Source organism: uncultured Maricaulis sp. (assembly GCF_905480005.1).
Taxonomy (GTDB): domain Bacteria; phylum Pseudomonadota; class Alphaproteobacteria; order Caulobacterales; family Maricaulaceae; genus Maricaulis.
Window position 1 is genome coordinate 18,331 of record NZ_CAJQOO010000072.1, and the last position, 20,060, is coordinate 38,390.

Below are 20,060 nucleotides of genomic sequence, written 5' to 3' on the forward strand. Positions count from 1 at the left end.
GGTAATCCCGGGCTTGTGGACCCCCTTCATTCAGCCCGCAGCGGGGTGTCGCAGCGAGCCCGGCTGAATGGTCAATGGCAGTCGTCTATTCCGTCCGTGATGGCCTGCCAGAGATCGGAAACCGCACGATTCCGCACGCCCTCGACCCGGACCGTCACATCAGCCCCCCCATAGGCCTCGAGTGGAAGTTCTACAATTTGCCGGATGTGGATTGGGTATGGCGGTGGCGGCATTTCCGGCCGAGCCCCTTCCACCGGACCGAGAGGCAGCGGACCCTGGGCGGCCAGGCGAGCCTGCCAGCCTCCAACAGCGGGACAATCCCGCTCCCAGACAATCTGCACTGACCGCGTCGGCTCGAGCATCGCGTCGAGCGAATCCAGATCCGGAAAAGCAAATGCCGGTTGTTCGGACAGGTCGGCTGGCGTGACGTCCAGTGCGCGAAGGCGCGCGGCTATCGCCTGCCCGTCATATGTCGCTTCGGCGATGGCGCGAAAGTCGTCCGGCCGGGCAGTCAAGCGAGCACTTCGATAGACCCACTCGCAATCCTCTGTCGAGCCGTTGCAGAGCTGAACGAAGCCGGCGTCGGACGCCTCGTTCCAATAACCGGTCGTACTGGAGGTGACCGGACCGTCGGATGCTCGTCGCCACCCGTCATGCTCGATCGCGGCCTCGAAGGCGTGGTCACGCCCAGCGACGGCGCTGGTCCGAACCCAGGCTGACCAAGCCCGCCACAGGTCAGCGCCCGCATACCCGTCATGATCGACCTGGGCAGCAGCCGGTGCCTCTGGCGGCGGCGGTGGCGGGGATGCGACGGCCCCGACAAGGCCGGTTAGTAGAGCAGCAAGCATGTGAGGTCCCCCGTCGTCAGAATTCCCGGTTCTTGACGACGCAGGCTGCCCTTGTTGCGACCAAAAGAAAAGGCCAGCCCCAAGACGTGCTGGCCTTTTACCCAATCTGGAGGAGAGCCTTACGCGGCTTCCGCAGCCAGTTTCTCGGCCTTCTTCACAGCGTCCTCGATGGTGCCAACCATGTAGAATGCGGCTTCCGGCAGGTGATCGTACTCGCCGTCACAGATCGCCTTGAAGCCCTTCACGGTATCAGCGACCGGCACCTGGATGCCCGGGAAGCCGGTGAAGATTTCAGCCACGTCGAACGGCTGCGAAAGGAAGCGCTCGACCTTACGGGCGCGGGCCACGGTCAGCTTGTCTTCCTCCGACAGCTCATCCATGCCCAGGATCGCGATGATGTCCTGCAGGGCCTTGTAGCGCTGAAGGATTTCCTGAACGCGGCGGGCCGTCTGGTAGTGCTCGTCACCGACGATGCGCGGCTCGAGGATGCGCGAGGTGGAGTCGAGCGGGTCAACAGCCGGATAGATACCCTTTTCCGAGATCGCACGGTTCAGAACCGTGGTCGCATCGAGGTGGGCGAAGGTCGTGGCCGGAGCCGGGTCGGTCAGGTCATCAGCCGGGACATACACAGCCTGGACCGAGGTGATCGAACCCTTGTTGGTCGAGGTGATGCGCTCCTGCAGGGCACCCATGTCGGTTGCCAGTGTCGGCTGATAGCCCACGGCAGACGGGATGCGGCCCAGAAGGGCGGACACTTCGGAACCGGCCTGGGTGAAGCGGAAGATGTTGTCGACGAAGAACAGAACGTCCTTGCCCTCTTCATCGCGGAAATACTCAGCCTGGGCCAGACCGGACAGGGCGACGCGGGCGCGCGCTCCGGGAGGCTCGTTCATCTGACCGAAGACCAGGGCACAACGCGACCCTTCCGTGGAGCCGTTATGCTCCTTGGGGTCCTTGTTCACGCCGGATTCGATCATTTCCCAGTACAGGTCGTTACCTTCACGGGTCCGCTCGCCGACACCGGCGAAGACCGAGTAACCACCGAACAGCTTGGCAATGTTGTTGATCAATTCCTGAATCAGAACCGTCTTGCCAACACCGGCGCCGCCGAACAGGCCGATCTTGCCACCCTTTGCGTATGGGCAGAGCAAATCGACGACCTTGATGCCGGTCGGCAAGATTTCAGCTTCCGTGGCCTGTTCCGCGAAGGACGGGGCCGGACGGTGGATCGGCGCCTTCATCGTGTGCGGCACGTCGCCAGCTTCATCGATCGGCTGACCGGTGACGCTCATGATGCGGCCCAGTGTGCCCGGGCCGACCGGAACCATGATCGGGGTACCGGTGTCCGTGACAACGGTACCGCGCTGGAGACCTTCGGTAGCGTCCATGGCGATGGTACGGACGGTGTTTTCGCCGAGGTGCTGGGCAACCTCAAGCGTCAGCGCCTTGCCGTCATTGGTGGTTTCCAGGGCGTTGAGAATGTCCGGCAGTGTGCCGTCAAATTCAACGTCAACAACAGCGCCGGTAATCTGGACGACGCGTCCTTGGGAAGTGGTCATAGCGTGTGTTCCTCTGCCTAGAGGGCCTCGGCGCCGGAGATGATTTCAGTCAACTCCGTGGTGATCTGCGCCTGACGGGTGCGGTTATAAACAAGGTTGAGTTTGTCGATGAGTTCGCCGGCATTGCGCGTGGCGTTGTCCATGGCAGCCATCTTGGCACCCATTTCGCCGGCGACATTCTCCAGCAGGGCTGAGAGGATGACGGTGTCGGCATAGCGCGGCAGCAGCACGTTGAGGATGGTTTCCTCATCCGGTTCGGCGTCGTAGACGGCACCACCCAGATCCGGGCGCTCCACACCCTCATCGATGGCGTCAATCGCCGGGATGAGAACCTTGGAACGCGGCTTCTGGGAGATGACCGAAACGAACTCAGCCGAAACGAGTTCGCAAACATCGAACTCGCCATTCTCGAACATGTGTCGGATCTTGTCGCCGATCCGGGCCGATGTGGCACCGGAAATCGTCTTCTCGGCGGACAGGTCCATCTTGTCGACGATCAGCGAGGCAAAGGTACGCTTGAGCTGGTCAGCGCCCTTCTTGCCCACGCAGATGATGTTGACGTCCTTGCCCTCGGCCTTCAGCGCGTTGATACGCTCGCGGGCCTTCTTCACGATGTTCGTGTTGAAGCCCCCGCACAGGCCGCGGTCAGCGGTCATGACAACCAGCAGATAGCTGTCGGATTTGCCGGTCCCCACCAGGAGCGGCGAAGCCCCCGGGGTTCCCGACATGGCGGTGGACAGATTGGCCATCACGGCCCCCATGCGCTGGGCGTAGGGGCGCGCGGCTTCCGCTGCTTCCTGCGCACGGCGCAGTTTCGCAGCGGCCACCATCTGCATCGCCTTCGTGATCTTCTGCGTCGACTTGACGCTTTCGATCCGGTTTTTTAGGTCCTTAAGGCTCGCCATCAGGCTCTCCTCAGCGGTTGATCTCGATCAGGTTCACGCGAAATGTTCGGTGAACTTGTCGAGTGCCGCCTTCAGCTTGCCTTCGCTGTCGTCGGTCAGCTTCTTTTCGGTGCGGATCGACGTCAGCAGCGCAGCATGTTCGCTGTGCAGGTGACGCAGCAGGTCCGCTTCATAGCGCTGCACATCGGCGGTCGGCAGCTTGTCGAGATAGCCACGCGTACCGGCGTAGATAACGCAGACCTGCTCCTCCATCGACAGCGGCGAGAATTGCGGCTGCTTGAGAAGCTCGGTCAGGCGCTGACCCCGGTTCAGCAATTTCTGGGTCGCGGCGTCGAGGTCCGAACCGAACTGGGCGAAGGCCGCCATCTCGCGGTACTGGGCCAGTTCGCCCTTCATCTTGCCGGCAACCTGCTTCATGGCCTTGGTCTGGGCAGCCGAGCCAACGCGCGACACCGACAGACCCACATTCACGGCCGGGCGGATACCCTGGTAGAAGAGGTCGGTTTCCAGGAAGATCTGACCGTCGGTGATCGAGATCACGTTGGTCGGGATGTAAGCCGACACGTCGTTCGCCTGGGTTTCAATGATCGGCAGCGCCGTCATGGAACCCGAACCGTTCGCTTCATTCAGCTTCGCGGCGCGCTCGAGGAGGCGGGAGTGAAGGTAGAAGACATCACCCGGATAGGCTTCACGGCCCGGCGGACGACGCAGGAGCAGGGACATCTGGCGGTAGGAAACAGCCTGCTTGGACAGATCATCATAGACGATCAGCGAGTGCATGCCGTTATCACGGAAATACTCGGCCATTGCACAGGCGGTGAACGGTGCCAGGAACTGCATCGGAGCCGGGTCCGAAGCGGTAGCCGCAACGATGATGGTGTAATCCAGCGCGCCGTTTTCCTCGAGCGTCTTCACGATCTGGGCGACCGTGGAACGCTTCTGGCCGACGGCGACATAGATGCAGTAGAGCTTGGCGCTCTCATCATCGCCTTCGTTGATGGCTTTCTGGTTGAGGATGGTGTCGAGCGCGATCGCGGTCTTGCCGGTCTGGCGGTCACCAATGATCAGCTCGCGCTGACCACGGCCGACCGGGATCATGGCATCGATGGCCTTGATGCCCGTCGCCATCGGCTCGTGCACGGATTTACGCGGGATGATGCCCGGCGCCTTGACGTCGACGCGGCGACGTTCGGCAACATCCGTGAGCGGGCCCTTGCCGTCGATCGGCTCACCGAGACCATCAACGACGCGACCCAGCAGGCCTTTGCCGACGGAGGTATCGACGATCGAGCCAAGACGCTTGACCGTGTCACCTTCCTTGATGCCCCGGTCATCGCCGAAGATCACGCAACCGACATTGTCGCGCTCCAGGTTCAGGGCCATGCCCTTGATGCCGCCCGGGAACTCAACGAGCTCGCCGGCCTTCACTTCGTCGAGGCCGTAGACGCGGGCAATACCGTCACCAACGGACAGAACGCTACCCACGTCCGAAACCTTCGCTTCGGCACCGTAATTCTTGATTTGATCCTTGAGGATCGCAGAAATTTCTGCGGCACGGATGTCCATGGACCTAGGCCTCTTTCATCGCGGTCTTCATCCCATCCAGCTTGGTGCGGAGGGAGGAGTCGAACATGCGGGAGCCGACCTTCACGATCAGCCCGCCCATCAATTCAGGCCGTACTTCCGTACGAACCTCGATTTCGCGCCCGAAGGCACCCTTCAGCGAAGCCGCAAGGGCTTCGGTCTGTTTCTTGGTCAATGCGGCCGCTGTCTGCACATCGGCCGTGACAACGCCGCGGTCCGCTGCAGCCAGCGCAGCGAAGATGCGCGCGACCTGGCCGAGCTGTCCGGCGCGGCCATTGCGCGCAGCGACGCCAAAGGCATTGCCTGTCATTGCGTTGAATTTTGCCTTCTTCGCCAGATCGGCGAGGACGCCGGCCTTGGCTTCGGCAGTATACAGCGGCGAGGCGAGCGCTCCGCTCAGCTCGGCAGAGTCGCCAAGCATGGCCTGAAAGGCCGAAAGATCAGCCTCTACAGCACCCGCTGCACCTTCGGATTTCGCCAGCTCGAACAACGCGGTCGCATAGCGGCCCGCGGCGTTGGCTGTCATGGCGTCTTCGCCGGTCTTCACCGTGACGTCACTCTCTTGCTGGATCAGCGCTCATCAATTTGCCGCGAACGGCATAAACGCTTGATTATCAACGATATAAAAATCGAGACTCACCGTGTTGCACTGCAAGCCCCTCAGGTTCGGCGCTGCGATAGCACAGGGGGGAGCAGGCAGCAAGCCACTCACACCGGGCGATTCAGCATGCAAGCACCTTCTGCCGCCCTCTCGAGAAATAATGATTTGACTTATTACAAGTTAGATATTTACTAATGGATAAGAAGAGAGATTGACCATGCCCGCAAGCCCCAACGAGCTCAAACGACACGTCCAGCCGGCCCTCGCCGTCGATTTGGCACTCCTGACCATAGTGGACGGCGTGATTGAGGTGCTCGTCCAGAAGCGCTCGGATGGCGACAAGGTCGGCGGCACACATGCCCTTCCCGGCAGCATTGTCCGCATCGATGAAACACTCGAGCAAACGGTGAACCGGGTTCTTCAGAGCAAGGCGGGTCTTCATGACGCCTTTGTCGAGCAGCTACGGACCTTCAGCGCTCTCGATCGAGATCCGCGCGGGCGCGTTGTTTCGGTTGCCTATTTCGCACTCGTTCCGCCCGAGACTTTCAAGAAGGCGGCGCGCAAGCAGCATGGTCTCGATACAGCGGTCGTCCAGCGCCTCGGCACAAACGAAGAGGGCCCTGCCGCGCAGCTGCGCGACCGGAACGGTCATCCGATGCAACTGGCCTTCGACCACAGCCTGATCATCGCGACTACGCTGCAAAGACTGCGTGGCAAGCTGGACTATACAGGCGTTGGCTTCGAGCTCCTGCCACACCGCTTCACGCTGCGTGAGCTCCAGGAGATCCACGAGACCATCCTGGGACACACGCTCACCAAGCCCGCCTTCCGAAAGAAAATGATCGACCGGGGCTTCGTCCGACCGACCGGAAAACGGGAGAAGGGCAAGGCGTTTCGGCCGGCAGAGCTCTATGAGCGGATCAACAAGGAATCAGAGTCATGATTGAAATTCGCAATTACCCCGGAATCCGGCACTTGCGCAGCGACGCCTCCAGCTACGTCATGAAGTATGCGCGCGGTCAGTGCATCGCCTCGGGTCGAGGCCTGTCATTCTGGTTTCGCCCGGACCAGGTATCGCTTCAGGAGCTGCCGATGGATGATCGCCAGACTCCCTTCGTGATCAATGCTCGGTCGTCAGATTTTCAGGACGTGATGGTGCAGGGGACTCTCCTGTGGAGAATTCGCGATGCCGAGCGGATCAGCGAGCGAGTGGATTTCAGTATCGACTTGCGACGCGGTACGCATATTGCCACTCCAATGGATTATATCCGGAACCTGCTTGCGTCACATGTCCAACAGGCGGCCACGGACTATCTCGGCGCCTTGGCCGTGCGCGATGCCCTCGACACCGGAGTCCGGGCCATCCAGACCTATTTGAGCGAACAACTCACCGAAGCCGTGGCGCTTTCGGAGCTGGGCCTTGAAGTCATCACCCTCCACGTGGCGGATGTGAAACCATCGGCGGACCTTGCACGCGCCCTGCAGACGCCGACTTTCGAGAAAATCCAGCAGCAGGCTGATGAGGCGACATTCGCCCGGCGCGCCATGGCAGTGGAAAAGGAACAGGCGATCGCCGAGAACGAGCTCAAGACCCGGATCGAACTCGCGCGTCGCGAGCGCGAGCTTATCGACCGGGATACAGAGAATGCCCGCCAGCGCGCGGAGGGCGATGCCGCGGCAGCCCTGGTGAAGGCGACGGCCGATGCGGAAGAGATCCGCCTGATTGAAGGCGCACGAAACCAGGCTGAAGAGGGCCGCATCAACCTGTATCGCGACCTTCCGACCAGCACCCATATCGGTCTCGCCGCGACGGAATTTGCCGGGAGCATTGGCACGATCGAGCATCTCAACATTACCCCCGAGCTTCTTGCCGCTCTGGGCACAGAGTTCAAACGGATCGCGCGAAAGGACGATTGAGGTGAGCATCCTGACACCCCGCGCGGTCCTCGTGACACGGCAGACCGACCTGGACTTGCTGATTGGTCGACACGGCACGCTCGGTCAGGTGGAATTCTTTTTGCGCTCGCATGATCGGGAAATGGAGCCGCTCATGGGCCAGGCGGACGCTCAGAAGCGCGCCTTGCTGACAGTTCAGCGATCGATCCCACAGGATTGGCGCTATATCGAGATCGACCGCTCCGACCTGTCCCGCTTCCTCTTCGCGGAAGGCGATATTGTCATCGCGATTGGTCAGGATGGCTTGATCGCCAATCTGGCGAAATATGCGCACGGCAAGCCTGTCGTCGGTGTGAATCCGGCCCCGGACCAAATCGCCGGGCTTCTCGTCGCCCATCGGGCCGACCAGCTTCGCTCGCTTCTGCCGCGGGTTGCCGATGGTGCGGCGGCCGTGCAGCACCGGACAATGGTGGAAGCCTCGCTGAGTGACGGCCAGCGCTTGCTGGCCCTCAATGAGATATTCGTTGGACACCGCTCGCACCAATCGGCGCGTTACACGCTCACTCATGCCGGATCTATCGAGCGCCAATCGTCTTCCGGCGTCATAATCGCGACCGGAACCGGCTCCACAGGCTGGGCGCGATCGATCATCGAACTCTCCGGCGCGAGGGTCTCAATCGACCCATCCGACACGAAACTCGCCTTCTTTCCGCGCGAGCCCTGGCCGAGTCCGACAACAGGGAATTCACTCAAGTACGGCCTTATCAAGCCCGGCGAGGCCCTCTCCCTGACTTCCGAGATGAACGAGTCAGGCGTTGTCTTTGCGGACGGGATCGAGGACGACCGCCTCGCCTTTGACCGGGGCCTGAGCGTATCCATCAAGCGTGCGCATGAGACCCTGCAACTCATCCAGCCTGCCTGACAGACCCTATTTCGGCGACGCCTTCCGGCCCTTCCGCGCCATGATGTTGAGCACCTCGACGAGGAGCGAGAAGGCGATCGCGAAATAGAGATATCCCCGGGGGATATGGAAGCCGAGGCCGTCGGCGATGAGCGCCACACCGACAAGAAGAATAAAACTCAGCGCCAGCATCTTGGCCGTCGCGTAGCGTTCGAGGAAATCGGCAACCCGCTTCGCCGACGCGACCATGATGGCTGTCGAAACGAGCACTGCGGTGACCATCACGAACAGGCGCGCCGCAGCACCGTCGGCGCCGCCCAGATCGCGGGTCATCCCGACAGCTGTCAAAACAGAGTCCAACGAGAAGACCAGATTGATCACGGACATCTGCACAATCACCGCCACAAAGCCTGACACCTTGCCGCCCTTGCCAGCATCAGGATGCCCCTCGATCGTGTCGTGTATCTCGGTCGTTCCCTTCCATAGGAGAAAGAGGCCGCCGAGCAGCAGGATCAGGTCCTCCAGCGTCACTTCTATCAGGCGGTCAGGATGATCGGGGTCTGCCAGCCCGTGCAGGAATTCGGGCAGGTTGAAAAGCGTCGCATGGGTCAAGCCGGTGAGCCACACAAGACCGAAAAGGAGGACGACCCGCATCACGGCGCCCGACCAGATACCGATGTCGCGACCGCGGGTTTGCTGGTGTTTGGCGAGCTTTTGTGAAGCCACCGAGACGAAAACCACGTTGTCCACGCCCAGAACGACCTCAAGGAAAGTCAGGGTCAGGAGCGACATCCAGACGGCGGGTGAAGTCAGGAATTCAATCATGGCAGGTCAGTCCCGGTTGCGGTGCTCAGATGAAGCTATAGGGTTCGACATCGATTGACACCCGCACAGATGGGGGCGTCTTCACGCGCTTTGACCAGGCCCTCAGATAGGCCGAAATGTCGATTTCCTTGTCGGCTCGAACGAGAATGCGGCGTCGATGCCAGCCCCGCACCATGGCGCGGGGCGGTTCTGCCGGTCCCCAGATTTCGACACCCTCGGAGTTTGGCGCCTTGGCGGCGTAGTCGCTGGCGACCCGGTCGACCTGTTCCGGATTCATCGACATGAAGCCGATCGCGGCCAAGCGCCCAAAGGGCGGCAGGCCAAGCGATTCGCGGACCATGAACTCCATGTCGAGAAATGCATCCCGATCCCCGGCGATCAGCGCCTGGATCGCATCATGCTCGGGCTGATGGGTTTGCAGAAGCGCTCGCCCGGGACGGTCTGCCCGCCCGGCACGGCCGGCGACCTGGACCAGCGTCTGGAAGGTGCGCTCCCCGGCCCGCGGATCGCCCCCGGCCAGACCCAGATCCGCGTCGATGACACCGACCAGGGTGAGACCCGGGAAATTGTGACCCTTGGCGGCAATCTGGGTGCCCACGAGAATATCGATCTCGCCCTGCTCCATTGCGGCAACGATCTCGGCACCGGACCGGCTGTCCGACGAATAGATTTCGACGCGCGCGTCCGGGAAGGTGAGGCGCGCCTCCTCGGCGACACGCTCCACGCCCGGCCCGATCGAGGTCAGGCTTTCCTCGGCGTCACAGCTGGGGCAGCGCTTCGGCTTGGCCATGGAAAAGCCCGTGACGTGACAAACCAGGCGGCCGGTATAGCGGTGCTCGACGAGGTAGGATTGGGTATCCGGCGAGACCATGCGATGGCCGCAGGCGCGACAGAGAACCAGAGGCGCATAGCCACGACGGTTGAGATAGAGCAGCGATTGTTCGCCACGTTCCAGCGTGTCACGCACCGCCTCGATGAGGGGCGGCGACATCCATCGCCCCGTCTCGGCCGGGTGCTCACGCAAATCGATGGTGTCGACCTCCGGCAGGATCGCCGTCCCAGGCCGAGCCGCGAGGCGGACATGGACATAGCGACCGGCCTGGGCATTGAACAGGCTTTCCAGAGACGGGGTGGCCGAAGCGAGAATGACGTTCGCGCCTTCGATCTTGGCCCTGACCACCGCCAGGTCCCGACCCTGATAGGGCAGTCCCTCATCCTGCTTGTACGTCGGGTCATGCTCCTCATCGACGATGATCATGCGCAGGCCCGGAAAGGGCAGGAAGAGCGCCGAGCGAGCACCGACAACGATGCGGGCACGACCCTCCGCCACTTCACGCCAGGTCCGGCGCCGCGCTTTCGGACCGGCCCCGGAATGCCAGAGCGCGGGCTCCGCACCGAAGCGGGCCCGGAAGCGCGACAGCACGGCCTCTGTGAGCGCGATTTCGGGCAGCATGATGAGGATTTGCGCCTCTGGCTCTCGTCTCAGCAATTCGGCAATGGCCTCGAAATAGACCTCCGTCTTGCCTGAACCCGTCACCCCATCGAGCAGCGCCGCCTGGAAGCCGCCAGCCTGGACAAGCCGGCGCAATACGCCGGACGCCTCGGTCTGCATGGGCGTCAGGGCAAGGCCTTCGCCTTCCGGATCCGGTGTCTCGAAGGGAGGGTCGACAAGGCGAACCAGCTCGGTCAGCGCGCCGACCCTGGCCAATCCTTTGACGACAGAGGCCGTGACCCCGGCTTCACGGGCCAACTCGGACGCGCTGGCCTCGCCCAGGGCCGCCATCGCATCCAGCACCCGCTCCCGGGCATCGGTCATCCGCTCGGCTTCGCCGCCACCGCGCCGATAGACCGTCTCCGTGGGCGAAGGCTTGAGAGCTTCACTGGACCGCAGAACGGAACGAAGGACGATGCCCGGCGGCTGCACCAGGTAACGGGCAAGCCAGTCGACGAACTTGCGAATGCCCGGCGGCAGGGGGGCACCTCCCTCGGGCGCTTCGACCGTCTTGAGCGCCCTGTCTCCCGGACCCGTCTTCACGGCCCAGACAACACCGCGCGCCGAGCGCTTGCCCAGTGGCGCCCGCACATGATCACCAGGGCGCAGCTCCATCTCCGCCGGGACGAGATAGTCGAAAGCTTCCGGCAGGGGCAGCGGAAACAGGATGGACACGCGATAGGGCAAGGTATCGGTCAATATCGGGGCCTGGCTCTGGGCAGAAACGAATCAGGTGTCAGCTCGCCTGCGATCATAACGATGACCATGCGGGGAGACTCCGGTCACACTCAGCCTTCCCGGAATCGCCCGTATTGATCCTGTCGCCATATTCTCTTTGAGCGGGTTTGATCATGCGCCACCTCCGGTCAATCAGATCGGTTTGCTTCTCGTAAACCGAATAGGACAAGAGTGGGCGTTCAAGGCGAGGGAGACAATCGGCATGTCAAAGGATGAGATCCGGCAAAATAGCGCTGCGAGCGACGCCGAGGAGGTTCGCGCCTTCCTGATCACCAATCCCGACTTCGTGCGCGAAGACGCCGAGCTTTTCTCGCTGATCGTCGAAACCAGCCGCGATGACGGCGCAATCGACCTCGGTGCGGCTGCGCGTGACAAGCTGCGTGAAGAAATTCGCCAGTTGAAATCACTGAACGGTTCGATCGTTGAAACCGCGCGCGCCAATCTCGCCATCCAATCGCAGATCCACATGGCGGTGCTGGCCCTGCTGGAAGTGGATTCCCTGTCCGGACTCGACAGCAAGATGTCGAACCGGCTGACCGGTGCATTGGGTGTGGATGTTTGCCGTGTCCTGATTGAGGGACACGCCCCCCTGAAAAATGCCGAGTCCATCCTGGGTGCCGCGGAAGGCTTTGTCGGGGATGTTCTGGGCGATCATGTTGAAATGCTGGGCCCTGTGAACCCCGGCAATGCACACGCTCTCTATGGCCAGCAAGGCGCGCGGGTCAGCTCGCAGGCGATTGTCCGGCTCGACTTCAATGGTCATGACGGCTTGATCGCCCTGGCTGCCCGGGACGCTCACCTCTTTCAGTCAGGCCAGGGCACCGAATTGTTGAATTTCCTCGCGCGTGCCGTGGAGCGCATGGTGGTCCAATGGCTGCATCAGACCTGAAGACCGGATGGGCGGAATCGCAGTCCGCCTTCCTGGCCCATCTCGCCGGCGAGCGGCGGCTCTCCCCGCGGACGCTTGACGCCTATCAGCGTGACCTGGATGGATTTGGGAATTTCCTGTTCGATCATCTGGGGTCACCGCCAGACCTGGGCGATCTCGCCACCCTCACCTCCCGTGACTTTCGCGCGTGGATGGCCGAACGCCGACGCGCCGGCCTGTCGGCCCGCTCCCTGGCCCGCTCGCTATCCGCCGTTCGGACCTTCTTTGCCTATGCCAAGCGACGCTGGGGACTCGACAATCCAGCGCTCTCGCTCGTGGAGAGCCCCAAGCTCGGCAGAAGCACCCCCAAACCGGTCAGCGAAGAGGCTGCACGCCAGCTGCTTGAGGAAACCGGCGCGCGCGGAAAACCGGACTGGATCAGCGCGCGCGATGAGGCTGTTCTCCTCCTCCTGTACGGATGTGGTCTGCGAGTTTCCGAGGCACTTGGCCTGACCGGCGAGGACTATCCCTTTGGGGACACGCTGCGCATCGCGGGCAAGGGCAACAAGACCCGGATCGTCCCGGTGCTGCCGGCCGTCGCGGAAGCCGCCGCGCGCTATGTCTCGCTCTGCCCTTATCCCACGGAGCGGGAGGCTGCACTTTTTCGGGGCGCGCGCGGGGGGGCTTTGGGCGCACGCAACGTGCAGATGCTGATGCAGGATCTGCGCGGCCGACTCGGACTTGCGGAAACCGCGACACCACACGCATTGCGCCATGCCTTTGCCACCCATCTCCTCGCGCATGGTGGCGATCTGCGCGCAATCCAGGAGTTGCTCGGCCATGCCAGCCTCTCCACCACCCAGATCTATGCGGATGTTGAGAGCGCCCGGCTGATGGCGATCTATGACGGCGCGCACCCACGCGCGCGCAAAGGCTGACCCGCCGCCTGCAGCCTCGCCAGAGCACCGCAGCAAAGCCCGTCGAGCAAGCCGATCCTCATACGGATCTGGGTCCGGGAATATCGCACGCCCAATCCCCTTGCCGGACATCGGCAATCCCTGTACTTTAATTTTCAAAGAACTTGGGAGATCGTTATGAGCGAACAATCCGACCTCGAATATCTACGCGACGTCGCCGCCAGTGGACAATATGCGCCTTCCCTCAGCGGACGTTTCTTCATCTGGTGGGGCGGGCTGGCCGCACCGGCACTGCTTGCTCACTGGAGCATCATCACCGGAACAATCGCCATCCCGACCCAATATGTCGGTCTGGTTTGGCTGGCCTACGGGATAATCGGTCTGATCGGATCCAGTCTTCTGGGGCGCACCTTGCGGAACAAGCCCGGCACAGGTGCGGTGAATAATCGCGGCGAAGCCGCCGCCTGGCGCGGCGTCACCTGGATGGTGGCTGCCTATGCAATCGGCGCCGTGGTCGCCGCCTTCCTCGGCCGGGGCCATGCGATCCTGTTTGACACCATCCCCCTGGTCGCCTTCGCCGGTTATGGAATGTCATTCAATGTCAGCGCCCAGTTGGGCGGCGCGCGCTGGATGCAGGGCATGGCCATCCTGGCCTGGTTGTTCAGCGGAGCCGGCCTGCTTCTGGTCGGAACACATGGCCTCTATCTTTTCGCGGCAGCAGCCGTCGGCATCCTGGCCATCGTCCCGGGTCTCGTTCTCCTGCGCGGAGAGCCTGCGGCGGAGGCCGTGTGAATGCCGGACGATTTTGACGCCAACGCCCTGGACGATGTCATTCACGGCAAGCTTCGGCTTGCTGTGATGGCCTTTCTGTCGGCAACACGGGATGCCAGCTTCACCGAGATCAAAACCCGGACCGGCGCCTCCGACGGGAATTTGTCGGTACATCTGCGCAAGTTGGAGGAAGCCGGTTATGTCGCGATCGAGAAAAGCTTCGTCGACCGCAAACCCCAGACCCGGGCTTCACTGACCAAAACCGGGCGTGCCGCCTGGATTGCCTATCTCGACCAGCTCAAGAACCTGATTCAACCGTGAAATTCCAAGCCTGACCGAGGTCAGGCCGCTTGCCGGTTGGGGGTATGGTGCCAGGCAATCACGTCAAAGCCCTCATCCGGCTCCTGGCGTGTTTCGCCCTCGACGAAGCCCGCCTTCTCGAGCACCCGGTGCGACGCGTCCCGATCATCGCGGGTATGGGCGACAACCGATTTGACCCGATCATGCGCATAGGCCCAGTCCAGCAAAGCAACGACACCTTCGGTCGCCAGGCCCTGCTCACGGTAGGAGATCAGCATGGAGTAGCCGATCTCGACAATGCCGTCCGCATCCGGTGCCCCCTTGAACCCGCCCGTGCCAAGCAATCGGTTCATGACCGGCGAAATATAGACCCAGGAATACCAGCCGGACTCTCCGGGATGCGCGGCGAGCTGGTCGCGCGTCCATTCCATGGTCGCCAGATCCATGAGTTCCGGCGGCCAGGTTGGTTCGGGATCGACGCCCAAGGCTTTGAAGAACGCCAGGCTATCCTCAAGCTGAAGCGCGGCGAGTTCGGCATTCAGCGCAACCAGCCGCAGGCGCGGCGAAGCGATTTCGATCGGCTTCGGCATCTAAGTTTAACCCTGACCCAGACTTGAACAGACGCATGCGACACACCGGCCACACAACTCTCTTAGCGCGCACCGCCGGGTCCGACTAGCTTTGGGTAGACCCTTTGACGGCTCGTCCCGACAGATAAAGCCTAGCACGGAGGAAGCAGACTTGTACGACATCGCCGTGAAACAATTCGCGCCAACCGAGCCCGAACCTGTGATCAGGACTGCATCGTCCAGCCCTCGACACCCATAGCCGCCTGGCGGACCGCCTCGGTCAGCGTGGGGTGTGGGTGACAGGTGCGCGCAATATCCTCGGACGCGGCCCGGAATTCCATGGCGAGGCAGACTTCCGCGATCATCTCGCCAACATTGGCACCGATCATGTGAGCGCCGAGGATTTCATCGGTTTCCGCATCGGCGAGGATTTTCACAAATCCGTCCGTGGCATGATTGGTGCGCGCCCGGGAATTGGCCTGGAAGGGGAATTTTCCCTTCTTATACTTGCGGCCTTCCGACTTGAGCTCGTCTTCGGTCTTGCCAACCGAAGCGATCTCCGGCGCCGTGTACACGACACCCGGTATGACGTTGTAATTCACATGCCCCGCCTTGCCGGCGATCCGCTCGGCACAGGCCACGCCCTCGTCTTCAGCCTTGTGCGCCAGCATCGGGCCGTGCGTGCAGTCGCCCACAACCCAGACATTCTCGGCTGTGGTCCGATAGTGATCGTGCGCGATGAAGCCGCGCTGATCGGTCTCGATCCCCACGGTTTCGAGACCCAACCCGTCTGTGTAGGGGCGACGGCCGATACAGACGAGGACGGTGTCCGCCTCAATCGTTTCGGTCTCGCCACCGGCAGCCGGCTCCAGCGTCACCGCAAGCGTCTCGCCAGACGTGTCGACGCCGGTCACCTTGGTGCCAAGCTTGAAGTCCATGCCCTGTTTCGCAAACGTCCGCTGGGCGGTCTTGGCCAACTCGCTGTCCATTCCGGGAAGAATGCGGTCGAGATACTCGACCACGGTGACATCTGCCCCCAGGCGACGCCAAACCGAGCCAAGTTCCAGCCCGATCACGCCGGCGCCGATCAGGACGAGCTTGCCCGGAACCGCCTCCAGCGAGAGGGCGCCGGTCGAGGAAACCACACGCTTCTCGTCGATCTCGACGCCCGGAAGCGGGGTGACTTCAGACCCGGTGGCAATCACGATATTGCGCGTTTCCAGCGTAGTGCTGCTTCCCTCGGATTCGACCTCGACCTTGCCTGGGCCGGCAATCCGGCCGCGGCCGCGGATATACTCGACACCATTTTTCTTGAACAGGAATTCGATACCCTTGGTCAGGCCATCAACCGCCTCGTCCTTCTGACCCAGCATCGTATCAAGGTCGAGTTCGACATTACCTGTTTTGATCCCGAGTGCGGCAAACCCGGTCCGCGCGACATCGAATAGCTCAGACGCGTGCAACAGGGCTTTGGAAGGGATGCAGCCAACATTGAGGCAGGTGCCGCCAAGCGTGCCGCGCATCTCGACGCACGCCACCTTCAGCCCAAGCTGTCCAGCGCGGATTGCGCAGTTATAGCCACCCGGGCCGCCGCCAATGATTACAATATCATACGTGTCGGACATGCTCGCCTCGCTCTGCTCGCCGCCGTCGCGGCTTGTTGATCCTATATGCCCCGGCAGGGGCTGGCTTGTAAGAGGGTAAAACGCTGCCGCGGCAGCTGATCAGCGGTTCTGTATCATATGCCTCGGGATGGCACCGGCCTGGCGCAAGATGATCATGACAATCAGCCCGGCCAATAGCAGGCTATTTGCAATCCAGTCCGCTGGAGCCGGTGTGGAGGCCGCCCAGAAATCGTAATTAGAATCAGACGAATAGACCACCCAACCCGTCAAATCAAAGGCAACTGCCGCCGCGTAGACGGGCAGTGCCGCCGAGAAACGCGCGGCCAGCAGGACTGTGCTCGCAGCATAGCAAATTGCGTTGGCAACGGTGAGCACAACCAGAAACGGGCCCATCGCCTCAACGATTATGATCAGGCTTGGGTCGATACCGGCCGAGACCGCGTCTCCAAACTTGATTGCCAGGACATTGGCCGCCGACGATAGCTGGTTGTAAGCCCAGGCGCCGATTGCAAGGACGAGCACCCATCTTGCTGCGAGCAGAAACAGATTTGCCGTCACATCCAAGCCCCTTATGGCTGATCGCGCCGCATCACCTGATCACGGCCATGCTCATCAAGCCCTCTCCGACCCGTGCCGGATTCCAAGCGCGAGCGCCCCGGCAGCGATCAGCGTTTCGAGCATGAACAGGATCCAGTCCAGCATTTCCGGGTCAAAAGCCTGGTCGACCCGCGCCTGCTGGTGGACCGCCACATCCTCAGGCCGGACGCTGAAGCCGATCCACATTGCCTGATCGACCAGATAAACCGCCAATGCCAACCAGAGCAGCCGACGCGCATTGGTCCAAATAGCCCAGGCGACCAGGAAGTAACCGAGTTGCAGCGCCAGAGACAACACAGACAATGCCCATCCGGTCTCGGCGAGCATCCGCGTGATTGTCACCGAATAACCAAGCTGCCCCTCGATTCCGGCCTGATGCAGAAAGCCCGCAATCGGCGACCGCAGCCCGTACATACCCCGCATCACCGCCAGCACGACAAGGAGATATCGGAGCAGCGGCATGAGCTGTCTCCTACAGATCAAACAGCATGCGCTGAGGGTCTTCGAGATTCTCTTTGACGCGGACGAGATAGGTCACCGCTTCCTTGCCGTCGACGATCCGGTGATCATAGGACAGTGCGAGATACATCATCGGCTTGATCACGACCTGGCCATTCTCGGCCATCGGGCGTTCCTGGATTTTGTGCATACCCAGAATGCCGGACTGCGGGGCGTTGAGGATCGGCATCGACATCAGTGAGCCATACACACCGCCATTCGAGATGGTGAAGGTCGCGCCCTGCATCTCATCAATGGAGAGCTTGCCGTCACGGGCCCGCTTGCCGAGGCGGATGATTTCCTTCTCGATCTCCGCCAGCGACATCTGGTCGGCATCGCGCACAACCGGAACCACGAGGCCACGATCCGTACCGACGGCAACACCCATGTCGTAGTAGTTCTTGTAGATGATGTCGGTGCCATCAATCTCGGCATTCACTGCCGGTACTTCCTTGAGCGCATGGCAGCAGGCCTTCACGAAGAAGCTCATGAAACCGAGCTTGACCCCGTGCTTGGCCACGAAGGCTTCCTGGTGGGTCTTGCGTGCCGCCATGATGGCCGACATGTCGGCCTCATTATAGGTGGTCAGGATCGCCGCCGCATTCTGGGCATCCTTCAGGCGCTTGGCGATGGTCTGGCGGAGCCGGGTCATGCGAACACGTTCTTCACGCGGACCGGTTTCGCGTGGCGCGGCGGCCGGAGCAGGGGTCGGGGCCCGGGCCGGCGCGGCTGGCGCGGCAGGCTTCGGTGCCGCGGCCGCCTTGAGCGCATCGCCCTTGGTGATCCGTCCATCCTTCCCGGTGCCGTCAATGGAGGCGGCGTCGAGCTTGTTTTCCTCAATCACGCGGGCTGCGGACGGCATGGCCGTTTTGTCGTCGCCTTCGCCTGACTTGGCACCAGGCATCTCTGCCGGGCTGGCAGGCGACGCCGCGACGCCTTCGCTGATCCGGGCGACCGCATCGCCCGGAGAGACCGTATCACCTTCATTGACCAGCAGGTCGGAGACGGTGCCGGCAACCGGTGACGGGACTTCAACGGCGACCTTGTCGGTCTCGATTTCGACCAGAGCCTGGTCAATCTCGACCGTATCGCCGGCCTTGACCAGCCAGGAACCGATCGTGCCCTCGGTGACGCTTTCGCCCATTTGAGGAACAGTCGCTTCGACAGCAGCACCCGACGCGGCAGGCATGGCGTCCGCCTCAGCCGGGACGCCCGTGTCGGCCGCTTCCTTCGGCGCATCCTCGACCGGAGCGGAAGCCTCATCAGCGGGCGCCTTCTCCGCGACCGGAGCCGATCCACCGCCGGTTTCCAGAACAGCCAGCTTGGCACCGATTTCGACATTCTCGCCTTCATTCGCGAGGATTTCGCCCATCACGCCATCCGCGTCGGCTCGAACTTCCACCGCGACCTTGTCGGTTTCGAGTTCAACCAGAACATCGTCCCTCGAGACGGCGTCGCCGGCCTTGACCATCCAACTGCCCACGGTGGCTTCGGTGACGCTTTCGCCCAACTGCGGCACGGTGATATCGGTCATGTCTCTCGTCTTTCCTTCAAAGAAGTTGGTCGCGCCCTAGGAGAGGGCTTCATCGACCAGGGCATCCTGTTGTTGCTTGTGCTTGGAGGCGATACCGGTCGCCGTCGACGCAGTCGGCGTACGGCCGACATAACGCGGACGCTCGGCCTTGCCGTCGATCTTGCCCAGCACGTACTCGATATTGGGCTCGACAAAGGTCCAGTAGCCCATATTGCGAGGCTCTTCCTGGCACCAGACGATCTCGGCGTTCGGGAAACGCGCGAGTTCGGCGATCAGTGCCTTGTAAGGGAAGGGGTAAAGCTGCTCGACGCGCATCAGGTAGACGTCGTCCGTGCCCCGTTTTTCACGCTCTTCCAGCAGATCGTAATAGACCTTGCCGGTACACAGCACGACGCGGCGGATTTCCGCATCCGATTTCAGATTCAGCGTGGTCTGGCGGATTTCGCCTTCCGGCCGGGACGCCTCATCCGCATCATCCCAGAGCACGCGGTGGAAGGACGAGCCCGGCCCCATCGCAGCCAGCTGCGAGACGCAACGCTTGTGACGCAGCAGGCTTTTCGGCGTCATGATCACCAGCGGCGTGCGGAAATTGCGGTGAATCTGACGGCGCAGGATGTGGAAGTAATTGGCCGGCGTCGAGCAATTGGCGACCTGCATATTGTCTTCCGCGCACAGCTGCAGGAAGCGCTCGGGACGGGCCGACGAATGCTCGGGCCCCTGTCCTTCATAGCCATGCGGCAGCAACATCGTCAGACCGGACATGCGCAACCATTTGCGCTCACCGGAGGAAATGAACTGGTCGATGATGACCTGGGCACCATTGGTGAAGTCACCAAACTGGGCCTCCCACATCACCAGCGTGTTCGGCGCCGACAGCGAGAAGCCATACTCGAACCCGAGCACAGCCTCTTCAGACAGCATGGAGTCGATGACCTCATACTTCTTCTGGTCCGGCGTCAGGTGATTGAGCGGCGTGTATTTCTCGGCGGTCTGCTGGTCGATGATGTGCGAATGGCGCTGCGAGAACGTGCC

19 protein-coding genes and 1 pseudogene are annotated in these 20,060 nt (G+C 62.0%); 7 read left to right on the forward strand and 13 right to left on the reverse strand.

The genetic code is table 11. The annotated features are described in order from the left end of the window. Nucleotides 1-71: 71 nt before the first annotated feature. The 5 genes from QZ266_RS07555 to QZ266_RS07575 all read right to left on the reverse strand — a co-directional run bounded on the left by QZ266_RS07555 (nt 72) and on the right by QZ266_RS07575 (nt 5,422). The gene (locus QZ266_RS07555; RefSeq protein ID WP_295693439.1) at nt 72-848 is read right to left on the reverse strand and encodes a hypothetical protein; all 777 of its coding nucleotides are present in this window, start codon (nt 846-848) and stop codon (nt 72-74) included. Between the two features lie 119 nt (nt 849-967). Then, a complete protein-coding gene (atpD, locus tag QZ266_RS07560; RefSeq protein WP_295693442.1) occupies nt 968-2,407 on the reverse strand; it encodes a F0F1 ATP synthase subunit beta in 1,440 nt (479 codons plus the stop codon). 17 nt (nt 2,408-2,424) lie between these two features. Then, the gene (locus QZ266_RS07565) at nt 2,425-3,312 is read right to left on the reverse strand and encodes a F0F1 ATP synthase subunit gamma (protein WP_295693444.1); all 888 of its coding nucleotides are present in this window, start codon (nt 3,310-3,312) and stop codon (nt 2,425-2,427) included. A 33-nt stretch (nt 3,313-3,345) separates the two neighbouring features. Then, a complete protein-coding gene (atpA, locus tag QZ266_RS07570) occupies nt 3,346-4,878 on the reverse strand; it encodes a F0F1 ATP synthase subunit alpha (protein WP_295693447.1) in 1,533 nt (510 codons plus the stop codon). Nucleotides 4,879-4,882: 4 nt separating this feature from the next. Then, on the reverse strand, nt 4,883-5,422 hold the full coding sequence (locus QZ266_RS07575) for a F0F1 ATP synthase subunit delta (protein ID WP_295693450.1): 540 nt from the start codon (nt 5,420-5,422) through the stop codon (nt 4,883-4,885). A gap of 292 nt (nt 5,423-5,714) precedes the next feature. Between QZ266_RS07575 and QZ266_RS07580 the strand changes: the two genes are divergently transcribed. Genes QZ266_RS07580 through QZ266_RS07590 form a run of 3 tightly spaced genes read left to right on the forward strand, consistent with a single transcriptional unit; the run spans nt 5,715 to nt 8,315 of the window. Beyond that, nucleotides 5,715-6,440 (forward strand): NUDIX domain-containing protein, encoded by a 726-nt coding sequence (locus tag QZ266_RS07580; protein WP_295693453.1) that lies wholly within the window; start codon nt 5,715-5,717, stop codon nt 6,438-6,440. After that, a complete protein-coding gene (locus tag QZ266_RS07585; protein WP_295693456.1) occupies nt 6,437-7,414 on the forward strand; it encodes an SPFH domain-containing protein in 978 nt (325 codons plus the stop codon). Before QZ266_RS07580 ends, QZ266_RS07585 begins: the two co-directional genes overlap by 4 nt. Nucleotide 7,415: 1 nt before the next feature. Next, nucleotides 7,416-8,315 carry a hypothetical protein gene (locus QZ266_RS07590; protein ID WP_295693457.1) on the forward strand — a complete coding sequence of 300 codons (900 nt, stop codon included), beginning with the start codon at nt 7,416-7,418 and terminating at the stop codon, nt 8,313-8,315. Between the two features lie 6 nt (nt 8,316-8,321). Here QZ266_RS07590 and QZ266_RS07595 read toward each other — a convergent pair whose 3' ends face one another. Next, nucleotides 8,322-9,119 (reverse strand): TerC family protein, encoded by a 798-nt coding sequence (locus QZ266_RS07595; RefSeq protein ID WP_295693460.1) that lies wholly within the window; start codon nt 9,117-9,119, stop codon nt 8,322-8,324. A gap of 25 nt (nt 9,120-9,144) precedes the next feature. Further along, on the reverse strand, nt 9,145-11,310 hold the full coding sequence (locus QZ266_RS07600; RefSeq protein ID WP_295693463.1) for a primosomal protein N': 2,166 nt from the start codon (nt 11,308-11,310) through the stop codon (nt 9,145-9,147). A 241-nt stretch (nt 11,311-11,551) separates the two neighbouring features. Between QZ266_RS07600 and QZ266_RS07605 the strand changes: the two genes are divergently transcribed. The 4 genes from QZ266_RS07605 to QZ266_RS07620 all read left to right on the forward strand — a co-directional run bounded on the left by QZ266_RS07605 (nt 11,552) and on the right by QZ266_RS07620 (nt 14,226). Continuing rightward, the gene (locus QZ266_RS07605; protein ID WP_295693465.1) at nt 11,552-12,238 is read left to right on the forward strand and encodes a DUF484 family protein; all 687 of its coding nucleotides are present in this window, start codon (nt 11,552-11,554) and stop codon (nt 12,236-12,238) included. Then, the gene (locus tag QZ266_RS07610; RefSeq protein WP_295693469.1) at nt 12,220-13,155 is read left to right on the forward strand and encodes a tyrosine recombinase XerC; all 936 of its coding nucleotides are present in this window, start codon (nt 12,220-12,222) and stop codon (nt 13,153-13,155) included. Before QZ266_RS07605 ends, QZ266_RS07610 begins: the two co-directional genes overlap by 19 nt. 156 nt (nt 13,156-13,311) lie before the next feature. Beyond that, the gene (locus QZ266_RS07615) at nt 13,312-13,926 is read left to right on the forward strand and encodes a hypothetical protein (protein ID WP_295693472.1); all 615 of its coding nucleotides are present in this window, start codon (nt 13,312-13,314) and stop codon (nt 13,924-13,926) included. Then, nucleotides 13,927-14,226, forward strand: a complete 300-nt coding sequence (locus tag QZ266_RS07620; protein WP_295693475.1) for a transcriptional regulator — start codon at nt 13,927-13,929, stop codon at nt 14,224-14,226. Nucleotides 14,227-14,246: 20 nt separating this feature from the next. On the opposite strand, the gene QZ266_RS07625 is transcribed toward QZ266_RS07620, so the two are convergent. The 6 genes and pseudogenes from QZ266_RS07625 to sucA form a co-directional block, all read right to left on the reverse strand. Further along, the gene (locus tag QZ266_RS07625) at nt 14,247-14,795 is read right to left on the reverse strand and encodes a GNAT family N-acetyltransferase (RefSeq protein WP_295693478.1); all 549 of its coding nucleotides are present in this window, start codon (nt 14,793-14,795) and stop codon (nt 14,247-14,249) included. 203 nt (nt 14,796-14,998) lie between these two features. After that, complete coding sequence (gene lpdA, locus QZ266_RS07630; RefSeq protein WP_295693481.1) at nt 14,999-16,399, reverse strand: dihydrolipoyl dehydrogenase; 1,401 nt, start codon at nt 16,397-16,399, stop codon at nt 14,999-15,001. Between the two features lie 99 nt (nt 16,400-16,498). Then, the gene (locus QZ266_RS07635; RefSeq protein WP_295693483.1) at nt 16,499-16,957 is read right to left on the reverse strand and encodes a hypothetical protein; all 459 of its coding nucleotides are present in this window, start codon (nt 16,955-16,957) and stop codon (nt 16,499-16,501) included. Nucleotides 16,958-17,011: 54 nt separating this feature from the next. Continuing rightward, the gene (locus QZ266_RS07640; protein WP_295693486.1) at nt 17,012-17,458 is read right to left on the reverse strand and encodes a hypothetical protein; all 447 of its coding nucleotides are present in this window, start codon (nt 17,456-17,458) and stop codon (nt 17,012-17,014) included. Nucleotides 17,459-17,468: 10 nt separating this feature from the next. Then, on the reverse strand, nt 17,469-19,028 hold the full coding sequence (gene odhB / locus QZ266_RS07645; protein ID WP_295693490.1) for a 2-oxoglutarate dehydrogenase complex dihydrolipoyllysine-residue succinyltransferase: 1,560 nt from the start codon (nt 19,026-19,028) through the stop codon (nt 17,469-17,471). Between the two features lie 36 nt (nt 19,029-19,064). Then, nucleotides 19,065-20,060: pseudogene (gene sucA / locus QZ266_RS07650) on the reverse strand (2-oxoglutarate dehydrogenase E1 component); the annotation flags it as partial.